A 20,726-nucleotide genomic window follows, 5' to 3' on the forward strand; every position below is an offset into this window, starting at 1 on the left:
GCGATGAGCGAGAAGGCTGACAAGCTCCTGGAAGCGCTGCGGGCCTCGGTCAAGGAGACCGAGCGGCTGAAGTCGCGCAACCGGGAACTCGTCTTGGCGGCTTCCGAGCCGCTGGCCATCGTCGGCATGGGCTGCCGCTATCCCGGCGGGGTGCGCACCCCCGCGCAGTTCTGGGAGCTGCTTTCCGAGGGCGGCGACGCGATCTCGGGTTTCCCGACCGACCGCGGCTGGGACGCCGAGGGCGTCTACGACCCGGACCCGGACAACCCGGGAACGTCCTATGTGGTCGAAGGCGGGTTCCTGCGGGACGCGGCGAGCTTCGACGCCGAGTTCTTCGGGATCAGCCCGCGCGAGGCGCTGGCGATGGACCCGCAGCAGCGGCTGCTGCTGGAGATCTCGTGGGAAGCGCTGGAGGCCGCCGGGGTCGATCCGGCCGCGCTGCGCGGTTCGCGGACCGGCGTGTTCATCGGCGTCGCGCCGGGGGACTACGTCACGCATCCCTCGCTGCAGACCACCGAGGGACTGGCCTGGCACCTGATGACCGGCGGCGCGGCCAGCGTCATGTCCGGCCGGATCTCCTACCTGCTCGGCTTGCAGGGGCCAGCGGTCTCCATCGACACGGCTTGCTCTTCTTCGCTGGTCGCGCTGCATCTGGCGGCGCAGGCGGTGCGGTCGGGGGAATGCTCGATGGCGTTGGCGGGCGGGGTCACCGTGATGGCCTCGCCGAGCGGGTTCGTCGGCTTCTCACGGCAGCGTGGTCTCGCCGAGGACGGCCGCTGCAAGGCGTTCTCCGCGGACGCGGACGGCATGGGCATGGCCGAGGGCGCCGGGATGGTGCTCGTGGAACGGCTGTCCGACGCCCAGCGCAACGGGCACCAGGTGCTGGCCGTCCTTCGCAGCAGTGCGATGAACCAGGACGGCGCGTCCAACGGCATGACCGCGCCGAACGGGCCTTCGCAGCAACGGGTGATCAAGGCCGCGCTGGCCGGGGCGCATCTCTCGTCCGCCGACGTGGACGTGGTCGAGGCGCACGGCACGGGCACCACGCTCGGTGACCCGATCGAGGCGCAGGCCCTGCTGGCCACCTACGGCCAGGACCGGCCGGAAGACCGGCCGCTGCTGCTGGGCTCGGTGAAGTCCAACATCGGGCACACCCAGCAGGCCGCCGGGGTCGCCGGGGTGATCAAGCTGGTGCTCGCGCTGCAGCACGGCGAGCTGCCGAAGACCCTGCACGCGGACGAGCCCTCGCCGCATGTGGACTGGACCGAAGGCCACGTCCGGTTGCTGACCGAGAGCACGCCGTGGCCCGCAGGCGAACGTCCTCGCCGAGGCGGGGTGTCGTCGTTCGGGCTGAGCGGCACCAACGCGCACGTCATCCTGGAGGAAGCGCCCGCCGAGGCTTCCACGCCGGTTGAGCGGCCGGAGCCGGTACTCGGCACCGGATTGGGTGGCGCGTGGGTGCTGTCCGGGCGGACGCCCGAAGGCCTTGCCGGGCAGACGGAACAGCTGCGCGAGTGGGTGCTCGCGCGGCCGGAGCTGTCTCCGGCGGACGTGGGCTGGTCGTTGGCGACGACGCGGTCGGTGTTCGAGCACCGCGCGGTGGTGACGGGCGAGTTCGCTTCGGGGTTGAGCGACCTGGCGGCCGGGGTGCCCTCGGGTGCGGTGGTGACCGGGTCGGCGCGGGCGGGAGTGCGTCCGGTGTTCGTGTTCGCCGGGCAGGGTTCGCAGTGGGTCGGCATGGGGCGTGAGCTGGCGCGGTCGAGTGCGGTGTTCGCGGCGCGGCTGGCGGAGTGTGAGCAGGCGTTGGAGTCCTTTGTGGACTGGAAGCTGTCCGAGGTGTTGGCCGAAGAGCTGACGACGGCGGATGTGGTGCAGCCTGCGTTGTGGGCGGTGATGGTTTCCCTGGCCGCGGTGTGGGAGGCGGCGGGGGTGCGCCCGGAGGCGGTGGTCGGTCATTCGCAGGGCGAGATCGCGGCGGCGACGGTTGCCGGGATGTTGTCCGTTGAGGACGGTGCGAAGGTTGTTGCGCTGCGGTCGAAGTCTCTTAAGGCGTTGGCGGGTTTGGGCGGCATGCTGTCGGTCAGCGCGGCGGCCGGTGTGGTGGAGGAGCGGATCGCCAAGTGGGGCGAGAAGCTGGCTCTCGCCGCGGTGAATGGTCCGGCGGCGGTGGTGGTTTCGGGTGAGCCGGAGGCGTTGGCCGGGCTGAAGTCCGAGTTGGATGCCGAGGGTATCCGGGCGCGGATGGTGGCGGTGGATTACGCGTCGCATGGTGTGCAGGTGGAAAGCCTGGAGGACGAGATCCGCGCGGTGTTGGCGGGGATCGAGCCGCGGCAGGGCCGGGTGCCGATGGTGTCGGCGATGTCCGGGGAGACCCTGACCGGTGAGGAACTGGACGCCGGGTATTGGTACGAGAGCCTGCGCTCGACTGTCCACTTCGAACGCGCGGTGCGCCTCCTCGTCGAGCAGGAACACAATGTATTCCTCGAGGTGACCCCGCATCCGGTGCTGCTGGGCGCGATGAACGACACCCTGGGCGACACCGCCGCGGTGTGCGGCACGCTGCGCCGCGACGACGGCGGCAGCGCGCGGATGCTCACTTCCTTCGCCGAGGCTTTCGTGCACGGGGTCGCGGTGGACTGGACGCGGGTGCTGCCGTCCGGGAACCGGGTGGAACTGCCGACGTATGCGTTCCAGCGGGCACGGTTCTGGCCTTCGGAGACCGCTCCGGTGCTGGGCGGCGACGCCGTGTCGCTGGGCCTGGGCGCGGTCGATCACCCCTTGCTCGGCGCGGCGGTGGAACTCGCCGATGGCGCCGGCTTGGTCTGCACCGGTCGGCTGTCGGTCCGGACACATCCGTGGCTGGCCGATCACCGCGTCGGCGGGGTGATCCTGTTGCCTGGCACCGGTTTCGTGGAGATGCTCCTGCGGGCCGGGGACCAGGCGGGCTGCGGCGTGCTGGAAGAATTGACCTTGCAGGCGCCGCTGGTGGTGCCCGCCGAGCAGGGCGTGCAGTTGCAGGTCATCGTGTCCGAGGCGGGCCGGGACGGCCGGCGCGCGGTCGAGGTGTTCGCCCGCCGTGACGACGCGGGCGAAGGCTGGACCCAGCACGCCGGCGGCACCGTGGCCCCAGCCGGACCGGGCGAAACCCACGACGAGGAACTGGCCGTCTGGCCGCCGCGGAACGCCGCCCGCGTCGAGGTCGACGGCCTCTACGAGGCTTTGGCTGACGCTTCCTACCGGTACGGCCCGGCTTTCCGGGGCGTGCGCGGAGTCTGGCGGCGCGGCGAAGACGTCTTCGCCGAAGTGTCGTTGCCCGAGGGCATGGCCGAGCAGGCGGGCGCGTTCGGCCTGCATCCCGCGTTGCTCGACGCGGTCCTCCAGGCCGGCGTGTTCGCCGGTGGCCCCGACGCGGAGGTCGCCGGCGAAGTACGGCTGCCGTTCGCCTGGACCGGAGTGGAGCTGTTCGCGGGCGGCGCGTCCGTGCTGCGCGCGCGGCTGCGCCGGGACGCGACCGGCTCACTGTCCTTTGTGGCGGCGGACGTCACCGGCGCGACCGTCGTTTCGGTGGGCTCGTTGAGCACCCGTCCGGTGGCGGCGGACCAGTTGAGCGTCGCCGACCCGGTGGTGCAGGACGCGCTGTTCGCGGTGGAGTGGGCGGAGATCGGCGAGTCGACTCCCACCGATGAGACCTGGGCAGTCGTGGGGGAGGACCGGTTCGGCGTCGCCGATGTCCTTCCGGCCGAGTCCATTTCGGACCTTTCCGCGCCGGCTGAGACGGCACCGGGTGTGCTGGTGGTCTGCGCCGGCGGCACCGGGGACGCCGACACGCCCGCATCCGCAAGGCGGGCGACCGCCGAAGTGCTCGACGTGGTCCAGCGGTGGCTGGCCGACGAACGTCTCGAAGCGGCGCGCCTGGTCGTGCTGACCCGCGGCGCGGTGGCTTCGGTGCCCGGCGAGCGGGTGCACGATCTGGCCGGGGCTGCGGTCTGGGGTCTCGTGCGGTCGGCCCAGTCGGAGAACCCCGGACGGCTGGTGCTGGCCGACGTCCTCGACGACGCGGACCTCGCGCAGCTCCCGTACATTATGGACAGTGGTGAGCCGGAGGTGGCCGTTCGCGGTGGTGTCGCGTTGGGACGGCGGCTGACTCGTCCGTCCGGTGATCTCGTGTTGCCGGGGGGCTTGTGGCGGCTGGAGCCGGACGAGAACGGGTCCCTCGACGGACTCGTGCCGGCTCCGGTGGCCGACGTGGCGCTGGGGCCGGGCCAGGTCCGGGTGGGTGTGCGGGTCGCGGGCTTGAACTTCCGGGACGTGCTGATCGCGTTGGGGATGTATCCCGGCGGTGGCGTGATGGGCGGTGAGGTCGCGGGCCGGGTCTTGGAGGTCGGGCCCGGGGTGACCGGTTTCGGGGTGGGTGACCGGGTGCTGGGCATCGTGTCCGGCGGGTTCGGTCCGGAGGTGGTCGCCGACGCGCGGCATCTCGTCGGCATTCCGGACAGCTGGTCCGAAGTGGACGCTGCTTCGGTGCCGGTGGCGTTCCTGACGGCTTGGTACGCGCTGGTGGAGTTGGCGGGCGCGCGGTCCGGGCAGCGGGTGCTGGTGCACGCGGCCGCGGGCGGCGTAGGGATGGCCGCGGTCCGTATCGCGCGGCATCTGGGGTTGGAGGTTTTCGCTACTGCCAGCCCGGCGAAGCATGGTGTGCTGGCCGGTCTGGGTTTGGACGCGGACCATGTTTCGACCTCGCGCGGTGTTGAGTTCGAGCGTGATTTCCTTGCTGCGACGGATGGTCGTGGTGTGGATATCGTGGTGAACTCGTTGGCGGGTGAGTTGGTGGACGCGTCGCTGCGGCTGCTGCCGCAGGGCGGTTCGTTCGTGGAGATGGGCCGCACTGACCTGCGGGACCCGGAGACGATTCCCGCCGGAGTGGTTTACCGGCCGTTCGATCTGGCGGAGGCCGGCTCGGCGGGCCTGCACCGGATGTTGGTGCGGGTGGTCGAGCTGATGGCCTCGGGCGTGCTGGCGAAGCTGCCGGTGCGGGTGTGGGATGTGAGGCGGGCGCGGGATGCGTTCCGGTTCATGTCGCAGGCCAAGCACACCGGCAAGATGGTCTTCACCGTTCCGGCCGCGGCGGTGTCGGCTTCCCGCTCGGCGCTGATCACCGGTGGCACCGGGACGTTGGGCGGTCTGGTCGCCCGGCATCTGGCGTCGACCGGGCGTGCGGACGAGTTGGTGCTGACCGGTCGTTCGGGCCCGGGTGCGCCGGACGTCGCGACGCTGGCGGCGGAGTTGGCGTCGTTGGGCGCGTCGGTCCGCGTTGTCGCCTGTGACGCGGCGGAGCGCGAGGATCTCGCCACCGTGCTGCGTGGGGTGCCGTTGCTGAAGTCGGTCGTGCACACGGCGGGCGTCCTGGACGACGCCACGATCGCGTCGCTGACGTCCGAGCGGGTGTCGGCGGTGATGCGGCCCAAAGTGGACGGTGCGTGGAACCTGCACGAGCTGACCAAGGACCGCGAGCTGGACGAGTTCGTCCTGTTCTCCTCGGCGGCGTCGACGTTCGGCGCGCCGGGGCAGGGGAACTACGTCGCGGCGAATTCCTTTCTGGACGGTCTCGCGGCGGATCGGCGCGCGGCGGGGCTGCCGGGAACCTCGCTGGCGTGGGGGATGTGGGCCGAGACCAGCGCTCTGACCGGGCAGCTCAGCGACGCGGAACGGTCCCGGATCAACCGGGGTGGCGTGGCGGCGCTGAGCGCGCAGGACGGTCTCGCGCTGTTCGACCGCGCGGTGTCGCGCGACGAAGCGGTCCTCGTGCCCGCGCTGCTGAACGTCGCCGGACTGCGGGCGCAGGCGGCCAAGGGCGGCGAAGTCCCGCCGGTCTGGCGGGCACTGATCACCGCCAGGCCCGGCCGCCGGACGGCGGCGTCGGAGGTCGGCGCGGACTCGTTGCGGCAGCGGCTGGCCGGACTGTCCGAACCGGACCGGGAACGCGCCCTCGTCGATCTGGTGCGCACCCATGTGGCGGCGGTGCTCGGCCACCGTTCCCCCGAGGTGATCGGCGCAAACCGGGTCTTCACCGAGCTGGGCTTCGACTCGCTGACCGCGGTCGAACTGCGGAACCGGCTGAACGCCGCCACCGGTCTGCGGCTGCCCGCCACCCTCGTCTTCGATTACCCGACCCTGCTCGTGCTGGCCGGGCACCTCACCTCGCTGCTGGTGGACGGCTCCGCGGCGCCGGTGCGCTCGGTGGCGGCGCACGCCGCGGCGGCCACCGGCGAGCCGATCGCGATCGTCGGCATGGCCTGCCGGTATCCCGGCGACGTCACCGGCCCCGAATCGTTCTGGCGGCTGCTGCGCACCGGGACCGACGCGGTCGCCGGGTTCCCGGACGACCGCGGCTGGGAGACGGTCTACGACCCCGACCCGGACAGCGTGGGCACCCTCTACACCCGGTCCGGCGGCTTCATGTCCGACGCCGGCGGCTTCGACGCGGGCTTCTTCGGCATCAGCCCGCACGAGGCGCTCGCCATGGACCCGCAGCAGCGGCAGCTGCTCGAAGTCTCCTGGGAGGCGATCGAGCGGGCCGGGATCGACCCCGGTTCGCTGCGCGGCAGCCAGACCGGCGTGTTCGTCGGCGGGTTCGCTTCCGGCTACGGGATGAGCCTCGGCGCGGGCGCGGAGGGCAGCGAAGGGCACGCGACCACCGGTTTCGCCACCAGCGTGCTGTCCGGCCGGATCTCCTACACGCTCGGCCTCGAAGGCCCGGCGATCACCGTGGACACCGCGTGCTCGTCCTCGCTGGTCGCGCTGCACCTCGCGGTCCAGGCGATCCGGGCGGGGGAGTGCTCGATGGCGCTCGCCGGCGGCTCGACGGTCATCGCCACCCCGGACGGCATCGTCGGGTTCAGCAGGCAGCGCGGTTTGGCAGCAGACGGCCGGTGCAAGGCGTTCTCCGACGACGCGGACGGCATGGGGTTCGCCGAGGGCGCGGGCGTCGTGGTGGTGGAGCGGCTTTCGGACGCGCGGCGCAACGGGCATCAAGTGTTGGCCGTGGTGGCCGGCAGCGCGGTGAACCAGGACGGTGCGTCGAACGGGTTGACGGCGCCGAACGGTCCGTCGCAGCAGCGCGTTATTCGCGCGGCACTGGCGAATGCCGGGTTGTCGGAGTCCGATGTGGACGTGGTGGAGGCGCACGGCACCGGCACGGTGCTGGGCGACCCGATCGAGGCACAGGCGTTGCTGGCCACTTACGGTCAAGACCGTGACCGCCCGTTGTGGCTGGGTTCGGTGAAGTCGAACATCGGCCACACGCAGGCGGCGGCCGGCGTGGCGGGCGTGATCAAGATGGTGTTGGCGTTGCAGCATCAGGAGATTCCACGCACGCTGCACGTCGAAGAGCCTTCGTCGCATGTCGACTGGGAGTCCGGCGCGGTCCGGCTGCTGGACGCCCCGGCTCCGTGGCCCCCCGGCGACCGGGTGCGCCGAGCCGGTATTTCCTCGTTCGGCATCAGCGGCACCAACGCGCACATCCTGGTCGAGGAGGCCCCCGCCGCGGACGACGCCGAGACCGAGGCGGTCCCGCCGTCCACGGCGGTCGAATCCGGCGGGATCGGCGCTTGGCTGGTTTCCGGGCGGACGGCGGACGGCCTGGCGCGCCAGGCCGAGCGGCTGCACGGCTGGGCCACGGCCCGGCAGGCGCCGGCGCCGGCCGACGTGGCCTGGTCGCTGGCTACCACCCGGTCCGCGTTCGAACACCGCGCCGTGGTCGTCGGCGACCAGGACGCCCTGCTCGCGGGCCTGCGCGACCTCGCCGATGGCGTCCCGTCCGGATCGACGTCCGCCGGAGTGGTCCGCGACGACGTGCGCCCGGTGTTCGTCTTCGCCGGTCAGGGTTCGCAGTGGCTCGGCATGGGCGAGGAACTCGCGCGGTCGAGCGCGGTGTTCGCGGCCCGGCTCGCCGAATGCGAGCGGGCACTGGAGTCCTTTGTGGACTGGAAGCTGTCCGAGGCGCTCGGCGGCGAACTGGAATCGGCGGATGTCGTCCAGCCCGCGCTGTGGGCGGTCATGGTCTCCCTTGCCGCCGTCTGGGAAGCGGCCGGGGTCCGGCCGGACGTGGTGGTCGGTCATTCGCAGGGCGAGATCGCGGCGGCGACCGTCGCGGGGATGCTGTCCGTCGAGGACGGTGCGCGGGTGGTGGCGCTGCGCTCGAAGACGTTGAAGGCGTTGGCGGGCCGGGGCGGCATGCTGTCGGTCAGCGCCGCTGCCTCTGAAGTGGAGGAACGGCTCGGCCGATGGGATGATCGACTGTCGCTCGCGGCCGTGAACGGTCCGGCCGCGGTGGTCGTCTCAGGTGAGCCGCAGGCGTTGGCCGGGCTGAAGTCCGAACTGGACGCCGAGGGCATCCGGGCACGGATGGTCGCGGTGGACTACGCGTCGCACTGTGCGCAGGTGGAAAGCCTGGAAGAGGAGATCCGCGCGGTGCTGGCGGAGGTGTCGCCGCGGCGGGGCCGGGTGCCGATGGTGTCGGCGATGTCCGGGGTAACTCTGACCGGCGAGGAACTCGACGCCGGGTATTGGTACGAGAGCCTGCGTGCGCCGGTCAGGTTCGATCGCGCGATCCGGACCGTCGCAGGCGACGGGCACCGGATGTTCATCGAGGTGACCCCGCACCCGGTCCTGCTCGGCGCGATGACGGACACCCTGGACGAGGTGGTCGCCGCCGCCGGTCCGGGCGCGGCGCCCGGCGTCGTGTGCGGCACGCTCCGCCGGGACGACGGCGGTGCGGCGCGGTTGCTGGCCTCGTTCGCGGAAGCTTTCGTGCACGGTGCGCCGGTGGACTGGGCAGCGGTGCTGCCGTCCGGCGCCCACGTGGACCTGCCGACCTATGCGTTCGGTCATGTGCGGTACTGGCCGAAGCCCGGTGGCGGTCGTGCCGGTGACGCGGTCTCGTTGGGCTTGGGCGCCGTGGACCATCCCTTGCTGGGCGCGGCGGTGGAACTGGCCGGCGGCGCAGGCATGGTGTGCACTGGCCGGTTGTCGGTGCGCACGCATCCGTGGCTGGCCGACCACGTCGTGAACGGGGTGCTCCTGTTGCCGGGCACGGCGTTCGTGGAACTGGCGGTGCTGGCCGGGGACCAGATGGGCTGCGGCCTGCTGGAAGAGCTGACTTTGCAGTCTCCGCTGGTGATCCCGGCCGACGGCGGCGTGCAGGTCCAGGTGGTGCTGGGCGACGCAGAGGACGGGCGTCGGACGGTCGAGGTGTTCGCGCGCCGCGACGACGCGGGCGAGGACTGGACTCAACACGCCAGCGGCACCGTCACTACGGCGACGACCGCGGAGACCCGGGACCCCGAGCTGGCCGTCTGGCCGCCCCGCGAGGCCACTGGTGTGGACATCGACGGGATGTACGCGGACGAAGGCCCGTACGGCTACGGCCCGGCCTTCCGCGGCCTGCAAGCGGTCTGGCGTCGCGGTGAGGATGTCTTCGCCGAGGTCGCCCTCCCGGACGGGCTCGACGCGGGAGCGTTCGGCCTGCACCCCGCGCTGCTCGACGCGGTGCTGCACGCCAGCGCGCTGACCGGCACCGCCGAATCCGGCGAGGTGCGCCTGCCGTTCGCGTGGACGGGAGCGCGGCTGCACGCGAGCGGGGCGTCGGCGCTCCGGGCGCGGTTGCGCCGGGACCACACCGGCGCGCTGACCGTGACGGCCGCCGACCCAACCGGGGCTACGGTGATCACGGTGGACTCGCTGATCACCCGTCCGCTCGCGACGGATCAGCCGACCGTCGCCGGACCCAGCGTGGCGGACGCGTTGTTCGCGGTGGAGTGGTCCGCGATCGGCGAGGCACCCGCGCTCGCCGGGGACTGGGCTCTTCTCGGAGCTGACCGTTTCGGCCTCACCGACACGCTCACGCTGCGGTCCTTTGTGGACCTGCCTGCGCTGATCGCGGCGGAGAACACCCCCGACGTGGTGCTGGTTTGGGTCGGTGACGGAGACGCGGCCGACGCGGCGAAGGCGGCGCACCAGGCCACTGTGGACACGCTGAACCTGCTCCAGTCGTGGCTGGCGGAGGAACGGCTGGAGCAGACGCGGCTGGTGCTCCTGACCCGGCGGAGCCAGGCCGTCGAGCCTGGCGAGCGGATCGGCGATCTGGCCGGTTCCGCGGCGTGGGGACTGGTACGGTCCGCACAGGCGGAAAACCCCGGCCGGGTAGTGCTGGCCGACCTGCCCGACGGCGCCGCCGCCGCGCTCCTGCCGACCATTGTGGACAGTGGGGAACCGGAACTGGCGGTCCGAGGGCGGCTCGCCTACGCCCGGCGGCTCGCCCGCCCGAGCGGCGCCCGGCAAGGGGCAGCGCACCCGCCGGTCGCGGGCACCGCCTTGGTGACCGGCGGCACCGGCACCCTCGGCTCACTCGTCGCCCGGCATCTGGCGACCACCGGACAGGCCGACGCGGTGGTGCTGACCAGCCGATCCGGTCCCGCGGCCGCCGGGGCGGCGGCGCTGGCCGCCGAACTAGCCGATCGCGGCACCGGAGTGGCCGTCCTCGCCTGCGACGCGGCGAACCGGGCCGAACTGGCCACCGTGGTCGACGCGATCCCGGAGCTTACCTCCGTGGTGCACACCGCCGGGGTGCTCGACGACGCGACGATCACTTCGCTCACCGAGTCGCGTGTGGACACTGTGCTGCGGCCAAAGGCGTTCGCCGCCTGGCACCTGCACGAACTCACCCGAAACCGGAACCTGGCGCGCTTCGTGCTGTTCTCCTCGGCCGCGGCCACCTTCGGCGTGGCCGGGCAGGGCAACTACGTGGCCGCCAACGCTTTCCTCGACGCCCTCGCCGCCGACCGGCGCGCGGGCGGCCTGCCCGGCACGTCCCTCGCCTGGGGCATGTGGGCCGAGGTCAGCGGCCTGACCAGCACGCTCACCGACGCCGAACGCGCCAAGATGGCCCGCGACGGCGGCGCGCTCAGCGCCGACGAGGGCCTCGAACTGTTCGACGACGCGCTCGACCGGGCCGAGGCCGTCCTGGTGCCCGTGCGTCTCGATCTCGGCCGGCTGCGGACCCAGGCGGCCCGCAGCGGCGAGGTCGCGCCGTTGTGGCGGGCGCTGCTCGGCGGCCCGGCTCGCCGGAGCGCTTCGTCCGGCGCGGCGGGCGCGGATTCGCTGCGCGAGCAGCTCGCCGCGCTGTCCGCGCAGGACGGGCACGAGGTGCTGCTCAGCCTGGTGCGGACCCACGTCGCCGCGACGCTGGGGCACGCGACCGGCGAAGCGGTCGATCCGGAACGGGCGTTCACCGACCTGGGCTTCACCTCGCTGACCGCGGTGCAGCTGCGCAACCGGCTCAGCACCGCGACCGACCTGCGGCTGCCCGCGACCCTGGTCTTCGACTACCCGAACCCGACCGCGCTCGCGGTGCGGCTCGCCGAACAGTTCGGCGGGGTCGCCGCGCGCCCGGCCGCGCCGGTCGTCACCGGTGGGGCCACCGACCACGAGCCCGTCGCCATCGTCGGGATGAGCTGCCGGTTCCCCGGCGGGGTCGACAGCCCGGAGGAGTTCTGGCGGCTGCTGGACGGCGGTGAGGACGTCATCTCGGCGTTCCCCGCCGACCGCGGCTGGGACCTCGGCGGCCTGTACGACGCGGACGCCGCGCACACCGGCACCTCCTACACCCAGGCGGGCGGCTTCCTCTCCGACGCCAGCGCGTTCGACGCCGCGTTCTTCGGGATCAGCCCGCGCGAGGCGCTGGCGATGGACCCGCAGCAACGCCTGCTGCTGGAACTGTCCTGGGAGGCGTTCGAACGGGCCGGGATCGACCCGACCTCGCTGCGCGGCAGCCAGACCGGGGCGTTCGTGGGCGGCTACACCTCCGGCTACGAGCAGAGCGTGCTCGCCGAAGAGGGCAGCGCCGACCTCGAAGGCCACCTGATGACCGGCATCGCCACGAGCATCCTTTCCGGACGGCTGGCCTACACGCTGGGCCTCGAGGGCTCCACGATGACCGTGGACACCGCGTGCTCCTCCGCGCTGGTGGCCCTGCACCTGGCCGCGCAGGCGCTGCGCAGCGGCGAATGCTCGATGGCGCTGGCCGGCGGGGTCACGATCATGGCCACGCCGGGCACGTTCGTCGAGTTCTCCCGTCAGCGCGGGCTGGCGCCGGACGGCCGGTGCAAGGCCTTCGCGGCGGGCGCGGACGGCACCGGATTCGCCGAGGGCGCGGGGCTGCTCGTCTTGGAACGGCTGTCGGACGCGCGCCGCGCGGGGCACCCCGTGCTCGCGGTCCTCCGGGGCAGCGCGACCAACCAGGACGGCGCCTCCAACGGCCTCACCGCGCCGAACGGCCCGTCGCAGCAACGGGTCATCCGGGCGGCGCTGGCGAACGCGCACCTCACTGCATCCGAAGTGGACGCCGTGGAGGCGCACGGCACCGGCACCTCGCTGGGCGATCCCATCGAGGCGCAAGCGCTGATCGAGACCTACGGGCAGCATCGCACGGCGGAGCGGCCGCTGTGGCTGGGCTCGGTGAAGTCCAACATCGGGCACACGCAGGCGGCCGCGGGCGTGGCCGGGGTGATCAAGATGGTGCTCGCCCTCCGGAACCAGCGCCTCCCGCAGACCCTGCACGTGGACGAGCCCTCGCCACACATCGACTGGTCGGCGGGCGAGGTGCGGCTGCTCACCGAACCGGTGTCCTGGCCCTCGGGCGGACGGCCCCGACGAGCCGGGGTGTCCTCGTTCGGGATCAGCGGCACCAACGCACACGTCATCGTGGAGGAAGCCCCGGTCGCGGCTGAACAGCCGGAGCGGTCCGGCGGCCCGGCGGTGGTGCCGTGGGCGTTGTCCGCGCGGACCGGGGAAGCGGTGCGGGCACAGGCCGCGCGGCTGCGGGCGCACCTGCTCGACCGGCCGGACGCGGACCTGGTCGACGTCGGTTTTTCCTTGGCCCGCACCAGAACGGTCTTCGGCCACCGCGCCGTCGTCGTCGGCCGCGACCGCGACGGCCTGCTCGCCGGGCTGTCTGCGCTCGCCGACGGCACACCGTCGCCGGAAGTGCCGACGGGCGTCGCGACCGACCGCAAGGCCGTGTTTGTCTTCCCCGACAAGGGGTTCGGTCCGCTGGCTGAGCTGATGGACGAGTCTCCCGCCTTCGCGGCGAGCATCGCCGAGTGCGCGCGGGCGCTGTCCGTCGAGTTGGACGAGGGGGTGCGAACCGGCTCGGACCGGCCGGAAGTCCGCTGGGCCGTGCAGGTTTCGCTGGCCGGGCTGTGGCGTTCGGCGGGCGTGCGCCCGGCAGCTGTCGCCGGGCAAGGGATCGGCGAGCTCGCGGCCGCGACGGTGGCAGGGGAGTTGACCCTGGCCGAAGCGGCGGCGTCGCTCGCCGCGGACACCCTGGCGGAACGGCGCGCGGGACGTGTCCCGGTGCTGCCGGTGGAAGAACTCGGCGGGTTCGGCGAATACGTGGAGTTCGGCGCCGAGCGGCTGAGCCCGGCGGAACCGGAGGCCACGGTCACCGCCGCACTGTCCGGTGCGGTGCCCGGTCTGAGCGCGGTGCTGACCGCGCTTTCCGCGGTGCACGTCCAGGGCACCGCGGTGGACTGGACCGCGCTGCTCGGCCGCGGGCGACGGGTGGACCTGCCGACGTATGCGTTCCAGCGCAACCGGTTCTGGCCCGCCCCGCCCGCTGTGCACAAGCAGGTGCGAGGGGAGCGGGAGTTCTGGGCCGCACTCGACGGCGGTGACCTGACGGCACTGTCCGAAGTGCTCGGTACGACCGAGCAGTTGAGTGCCGAAATGCCGCTTTCCGCGGTGCTGGAACGGATCGTCGCCTGGCGCGGTGCCGGCGCCGGGCCCGGCGGGGAAGCCGCGGCGGAGTCGCAGTGGCTGCCGTTGCTGGCGGGGAAGACCGAGGCGGAGCGCCGGGAAGTGCTGCTCGGGCTGGTCCGCGAGGAGATCGCCGGCGTGCTCGGCTACGCGTCGGTCGACGAGGTCGGGCCGAGCACGGACATCTTCGATCTGGGCGCGACGTCGATGTCGGCCGTTCAACTGCGCGAGAGGTTCGACGCGCGGACTGGTCTTAAGCTGCCCGAGGGCTTCGTCTACGACAACTACCTGCCGGAAGCCATCGCGGACTTCCTGGCGAAGGAACTGCACGACCCCGCCGGTTCGGCGGGGTAGGCGAAAGCGCGCGGGGCCGCCTTTTCCCGGCGGTCCAGGGGAATCGTCGCGCGCGTTCGCCGTCCGCGAGCGCGGGGAACTTGGCCGTCCGACTTCGATGATGGGATCTACCAGTGCCGAACGAAGAATCGTGGAGCGTGCTCTCCGCCCCCACGTCGAACTCCGTCGTCCTCGCCGTCGATTTTCCCGCGCCCGGCCGTTCCGAAGCGGGATTCGCGGATCTGACCGCGGTGATGGGCTCCGCGTGGTCCGCCCACGGCGTGCTCCAGACGAAGCTGCCCGCGGTGACCCTCGCCGATCGGCCCGGCCCGGAGACCTACCTCGACTACTGGACCGGGGACGAGCAGTTGAGCGGCCGCGAGGTGGTCGCGGTGCTCGGCTACTGCCTCGGCGGCGTCTACGCGGCGGAGATCGCCGAGCGGATCGCGCGGCGGCAGAGCACCGAACCGGCCGTGGTGCTGTTCGACGGGCAGGTCACCGACAAGCAGCTGCTCGCGGTGGAGATCGACAAGCTGATCGCGCTCGGCGGCCCGGTGCTCACCGCGGATGAAGCGAACCAGGCCCGGCTGCGGGCCGTCGAGATCGTGACCACGCCGGGGATCGCGCTGGCCGACGCCACCGAGGAGATCGTCGCGCTCTACCGCGAGGTGGCCACCGGCGCGTTCCGCAAGGTCGGCCTCGCGCCGGAACGCGGCGAAGAGGTCGTCCGGTTCTTCGAGACCTACATGGCGTGGCTCACCGCCGCCGAGGGCATCGACCCCGCCTCCGCCTGGGGCCGTTCGCTCGCGCTCACCTCCACCGATTACGCGGCGCTGGAAGAGGACGGCGCCCCCACCGCGGTCAACGCGACCAAGCTGATCGACAAGCGGTTCCGCCTCGAAGTCAGCCACGCCGACCTGCTGCGCGCCGACGAAACCGCGCGGGTGCTCCGAGACCACTCCGGGTTCTGAGCGCGATGGCCGCCACGACGACCGCGACGACCAACAAAGAAAAAGCACTGTGGCTGATGGAGGAACTGGTCCCCGGCGCGGGGATCAACAACCTCGGCTTCGCCCTGCACGTGGCGGGGCGGCTGCGCCCGGACGCGCTGCGCGAGGCGCTGGCCGTGGTGGTGGCGCGCACCGAGGCGCTCCGCACGGTCTTCCGCGCCGGTGGCGCTGACCTGGTCAAGGAGATCCTGCCCGCCGACTCGGCGGAGGTGTCCGAGGTGACGGTCGAACCGCTCGAACTTTCCGGCGCGGAGCTGGAAAAGGACCTCACCGCGTTCGTGGACCGCCCGTTCCCGCTGGAGGGCGATCTGCTGATCCGCGCGGGACACGCCCGCGGCCCGGACGGCGACCTGTTCTGCCTCGGCGTGCACCACCTGGCGTTCGACATGACCTCCGCCGCGCTGTTCCTGCAGGAGTTCCTCCCGGTCTACGAGGCGATCGTCGCCGGGCGTCCGGTGCCGCCCGCCCCGGCGCGGCCCCCGGCGGGCGTGGAAAGCCGGCCGCGGCCCGCCGATCTCGAGTACTGGCGCGAAAACCTGAGCGGCTTCACCCCCGGCACGCTCGACCTGTGGTGCGGACGGCCCCGCGTCCACCGGCCGATGATGCGCGGCGACTACGCGCGCCACCCGCTCTCCGGCGAAGCGCTGGCGGCGATCGGGCAGTTGCAGCGGAAGCTGCGCGCCCCGGTCGCGGCGGTGCTGCTGGCCGCCTACTCCGCGCTGCTCGTCGCGCACGGCGCGGGCGCCGATCTGGTGGTCGGAACCCCGGTCGACGTCCGCGGCGAGAACAGCGGCGCCATCGGCTACCACGTGAACGTGGTGCCGATCCGGGTGCAGGTGGATCTGGCGGCCGGGTTCGGCCCGCTCGTCCGGCACGCCCGGGACGCCTTCCTCGGCGCGATGGCGCACGCGCACACCTCGGTGGAGGAGCTGACCGGCGAACTGCCCGGCATCGGCTCCACCTGGCAGACCGCGCTTTACCGGCACCTGTTCAACTTCGTGCCCGACTCGCCGGTCACCGAACTGGCCGTGGCCGGCCATTCCGCCCGGCTGCTGCGGGTGGACAACCCCTACAGCAAGTTCGACCTCGAACTGGTCGCCTCGCAGACCACCCCGGAGATCCAGTTCCGGTACTCCACCGAGAACTTGGACCGCGCCGACGTGGCGGCGCTGCTGCGGCGGCTGGACGCCCTGCTGGTCGCCGCCGCCCGGTCACCGGACCGGCCGCTGGCCGAAACCGCCGGGTGGAGCGACACCGACCGCGAGACCGTCGAACGTGCCCATCGCGCACCTATCGCCGTGACAGTTCCCGCAGCCACTCCGGCCCGCGCGGCGGCCGCGTTGGAGGAACGGCTCTCCCTGACTCCCGGCGAACGAGCACTGTCCGGCGGCCGAGTCTCCATCGTCGCTCCGGACGGACGGGAACTGCCCGTCGGCGTCCGCGGCGAACTGTGCCTGGACACCGGCGATGGCCCTGCGCGCACCGGAGAACTGGCCCGCTGGTTGCCCGAAGGCGCGATCGAATGGCTCGGTCAGCTCGGCCGCCGGTTCGACACCGCGCACGGTCCGGTCAACCTCGGCGACCTCGAAGCGGCGCTGCTGGACGAGCCCGGCGTGTCCGCCGCGGCGGCGGTCGCCGTCCCGGCGGACGACGGGGAACACACCGTCGTCGTCTTCGCGGTGGCAGCGAAACCGTTGGCAGCGAAGGAAGTCCCCTGGCCGGTGGTGTCGCTGGAGGCCTTGCCGGAGACCGCCGACGGCAGCGTCGACACCGAGGCGCTGCGGCTGCTCGCCGAACGGGAGGCCCGGCCGGAAACCGGCGACCGCGACCACGAGGACGCAGTGGTCGAGGACCTGGTGCGGATCTGGGCGAAGCTGCTCGGCGGCGAGGCCACCGCACGGACCCACTTCTTCGAAGCGGGCGGCCATTCGCTGCTCGGCGCCGTGCTGGCGCAGCAGGCCGAAGAGCTCACCGGAACCCCCCTCGGGCTGACCGAGGTGTTCGAGCACCCGACTCCCGCGGCGCTGGCCGCGTGGGTGCGCGCGTCACAAGCAAGGCAGGAATCGGCTCACGAGACCGCAGGGAAGAACGTATGACCACGGCTTACGAAGATCACCGACTCGCCGTCATCGGCGCCGGGGTGATGGGCACGAACATCTCGACACTCGCGCTCGGCCACGGCGTCCCGGTCGTGCTGGTGGACATCGACGAGTCCGTTCTGGACACGGCGAAGGCCACCATCGCGCAGAAGACCCGGCACGCCCAGCTGATGGGCGTCCTGCCGGACCGCCCGACGGCCGGACTGACCACCAGCACCTCGCTGTCCTCGATCGCGGACGCGACCACCGTCGTCGAGGCCGTCACCGAGGTAGCCGAGGTGAAGGAAAAGGTGCTCGCAGAGGCCTCGCGGATCGTGGCCCCGGGCACCACGCTGATCTCCAACACCTCGTGCATCCCGATCGACGAGATGGCCGCCTGGACCGCGCGTCCGGAAGAACTGGTCGGCGTGCACTTCATGAACCCCTCGTACCTGATCAAGATGGTCGAGGTGATCCGCGGCCCGCGCACCGCGCCTGCGGTGCTGGACAACGCCGTCGGGCTGCTTTCGGTGCTGGGCCGGGAATCGCTGGTGATCGAGGACTCGGCCGGGTTCGTGATCAACCGGCTGCTGCACCCGCTGATCAACACCGCGGCGATGCTGGTGGAGGAGGGCGTCGCCTCCGTCGAGGTGGTCGACGGCCTGCTCGAAGGCTGCCTCGGCCACTCGACCGGACCGCTGCGCACCGGCGACCTGATCGGCCTGGAGAACCTGGTCGATTCCCTCAACGTGCTCTACGAGCGCCGCGGCGACGAAAGCTGCCGCCCCTGCGACCTGCTGCTGCAGAAGGTGGCGGACGGCCACCTCGGCCGGAAAACCGGCCGGGGCTTCTACGACTACGGAAAGGTCGCGTCATGACTACCGGGGAGACCACCGCCACGTCGCGCACCGCGGAAAGCCTTCAGCAGGAGCTGCTCGGCTTCCTCAGCGAGCGCATCAAGACCGACGTCGAGGCCGACCAGGACCTGTTCACCTCCGGCGTCGTCTCCTCGATGTTCGCGATGCAGCTCGTCGTGCACCTCGAATCGACCTACGACATCGCCATCGTCGGTCCGGACCTCAAACTGGACAACTTCCGCACCGTGGTGGCGATGGCCGAGCTGGTGCTCCGGCTCCAGGACGGCGATGTTTGAGACGATCGCCGACGAGATCGCCCTGCTCGGCGAGCTCGTCGGCGACCGGGCCGCGGGCTGGGACGTCGAGGGCGAGCTGCCGACCGGGCTGCTGCGGGACCTCGGCTCCCGCGGCCTGCTCTGCGCGCAGGTCCCGGAGTCGTTCGGCGGACGGGGCCTGAGCAGCGCCGAAAACGGGGAGTTCACCGCCGAGGCCGGCGAACTGTGCAGTTCGCTGCGCAGCATCATGACCTCGCAGGGCATCGTGGCGTGGACCGTCCAGCGCTTCGGCGACAAGGTGCAGCGCCGCGAGCTGCTCGGCAGGCTCACCGGCGGTGAGCTGACCGCGGTCGGGTTCAGCGAACCGGGCGCGGGCAGCGATCTCGCCGCCATGCGCACCCGTCTCAAGCCGGAAGGGGACGGGTTCGTCCTCGACGGCGAGAAGAAGTGGGTCACCGGCACCCGCTACGCCGATTTCGTGCTCATCGTGGCCCGCCACGGCGACGGGGACGGCGCCGCCGCGGTCGTGGTGCCCACCGACGCCCAGGGCGTGCGGGTCGAACCGGTGCCGCATCCGATGGGGTGCCGGGCCGCCGGGCACGCGAACATTTTCCTGGACAACGTGGCGATCCCCGCCTCCGCGGTACTCGGCGGGGGCGAGCAGCCGCTGTCGCTGCTGTTCACCACGGCGCTGTCCTACGGCCGGATGTCGATTGCCTGGGGATGTGTCGGCATCATCCGGGCCTGCCTCGACTCCGCCGCGCGGCACGTCGCGCACCGCCGCCAGGGCGGGGTGGCGCTCGCTGAACACCAGCTGGTGCAGGAACACCTGGCCGAGATGTACGTGGCCGAGCAGCTGAGCCTGCGCGCCTGCGAACACGCCAGCCAGGGCTGGGACAGCTTCTCGCCCGACCTCGGCGCGCTGACGGTGCTCGCCAAGCACGTGAGCGCCGGCTACGCGGCTCGTGCCGCCGCGGCCGCCGTTCAACTGCACGGTTCGACGGGCGCGGGGGACGGGCACGTCGCCGCCCGCGCGTTCCGCGACGCGAAGCTGATGGAACTGATCGAGGGCAGCAACGAGATCTGCAAGCTGATCCTGGCCGATCACGTCTTGCGCAACCGGGGAGGAGAACTTCCGTGACCGACAAGCCGACCTTGGTCAAATGCCTGGTCTGGGACCTGGACAACACCGTATGGGACGGGACCCTGCTGGAGGACCCGGACGTGGAACTGTTCCCGGGGATCCGGGAGACCATCATCGAACTCGACTCCCGCGGCGTCCTGAACTCCATCGCCAGCAAGAACGACTACGACCTAGCCTGGAAGCACCTGGAGAAGCTCGGCCTCGCCGAGTACTTCGTGCATCCGCAGATCGGCTGGGGCCGCAAGTCCGATTCGGTGGCGGAGATCGCGGAGCGGCTGAACTTCGCGCTGACCACCATCGCCTTCATCGACGACCTGCCGACGGAGCGGGCGGAGGTGAACTACCACAGCGACGCCGTGCGCTGCTACGACGCCACGCAGGCGGGCGAGCTGACCGGGCTGCCAGAGTTCAGCCCCGAGATCGTCACCGTCGACGCGCGCCGCCGTCGCGAGATGTACCAGGCCAGTTTCCGCCGGGACGCGGAGAAGGAGACCTTCAACGGCCCGGACGAGGACTTCCTGCGCAGCCTCGATTTGGTGATGGCGATCAAGCGCGCCGACGAGGTCGACCTGTCGCGGGTCGAAGAGCTGACCCTGCGCACCAGTCAGATGAACGCGACCGGCGTGCACTACTCCGACGCGGACCTGCGGAAACTGCTCGCCGATCCCGACCACGAGGTGCTCACCGTCACCCTCACCGACCGGTTCGGCCCGCACGGAGCGGTCGGCGTGCTGCTGCTGGAACGGCATCCGCGGCTGTGGCACCTGAAGCTGCTCGCGACCTCCTGCCGGGTGGTCACTTTCGGCGCGGGCGCGGTGCTGCTCAACTGGCTGATCGACGAGGCCGCGCGGGCGGGCGGGCATCTGGTCGCGGACTTCCGGGCCACCGACCGCAACCGGATGATGGAGATCGCCTACCGGTTCGCCGGGTTCACCACCGACGCCTGCGACTGCCTCACCGTGCTCGGCGAAGCCGCCGCGGACGGCCTGCAGCACCTGCACTTGGTGGCCGACCGGCGCGACGCCTCGACGACGATGAGCCTCACCGCGCCGGAGCTGGCCGTCGCCGCCGAAACTGCGGTGCGTCCCGGCTGACACCGGACCCGCCCCGACCCCCACCGGGCGGGGAAGGCCCGCGTCCGCGCGTCCTTCCCCGCCCGCCGCCCGTGCCAGGTAGCGGCGGGATTCGCGCAGCTATCCCAGAAGATCTCCGGAATG

7 protein-coding genes are annotated in these 20,726 nt (G+C 72.0%); all 7 read left to right on the forward strand.

Annotation, left to right across the window (positions count from 1 at the left end; all coding sequences use genetic code 11):
• Positions 1-3: 3 nt before the first annotated feature.
• The 7 genes from BKN51_RS44180 (at position 4) to BKN51_RS09485 (ending at position 20,603) form a co-directional block, all read left to right on the forward strand.
• On the forward strand, positions 4-14,166 hold the full coding sequence (locus tag BKN51_RS44180; RefSeq protein ID WP_233224291.1) for a type I polyketide synthase: 14,163 nt from the start codon (positions 4-6) through the stop codon (positions 14,164-14,166).
• 113 nt (positions 14,167-14,279) lie between these two features.
• Complete coding sequence (locus tag BKN51_RS09460) at positions 14,280-15,116, forward strand: hypothetical protein (protein WP_101607287.1); 837 nt, start codon at positions 14,280-14,282, stop codon at positions 15,114-15,116.
• Between the two features lie 5 nt (positions 15,117-15,121).
• Complete coding sequence (locus BKN51_RS09465) at positions 15,122-17,251, forward strand: condensation domain-containing protein (RefSeq protein ID WP_101607288.1); 2,130 nt, start codon at positions 15,122-15,124, stop codon at positions 17,249-17,251.
• Positions 17,248-18,111, forward strand: a complete 864-nt coding sequence (locus BKN51_RS09470; protein ID WP_101607289.1) for a 3-hydroxyacyl-CoA dehydrogenase family protein — start codon at positions 17,248-17,250, stop codon at positions 18,109-18,111. Before BKN51_RS09465 ends, BKN51_RS09470 begins: the two co-directional genes overlap by 4 nt.
• Positions 18,108-18,386: an acyl carrier protein gene (locus BKN51_RS09475; protein WP_101607290.1), complete on the forward strand. Its 279-nt coding sequence runs from the start codon at positions 18,108-18,110 to the stop codon at positions 18,384-18,386. Before BKN51_RS09470 ends, BKN51_RS09475 begins: the two co-directional genes overlap by 4 nt.
• Positions 18,379-19,506 (forward strand): acyl-CoA dehydrogenase family protein, encoded by a 1,128-nt coding sequence (locus tag BKN51_RS09480; RefSeq protein WP_101607291.1) that lies wholly within the window; start codon positions 18,379-18,381, stop codon positions 19,504-19,506. Before BKN51_RS09475 ends, BKN51_RS09480 begins: the two co-directional genes overlap by 8 nt.
• Positions 19,503-20,603: an HAD-IIIC family phosphatase gene (locus BKN51_RS09485; protein WP_101607292.1), complete on the forward strand. Its 1,101-nt coding sequence runs from the start codon at positions 19,503-19,505 to the stop codon at positions 20,601-20,603. The genes BKN51_RS09480 and BKN51_RS09485 overlap by 4 nt, the downstream gene beginning before the upstream one ends.
• Positions 20,604-20,726 lie beyond the last annotated feature (123 nt).

The organism is Amycolatopsis sp. BJA-103, from assembly GCF_002849735.1.
GTDB lineage: Bacteria > Actinomycetota > Actinomycetes > Mycobacteriales > Pseudonocardiaceae > Amycolatopsis.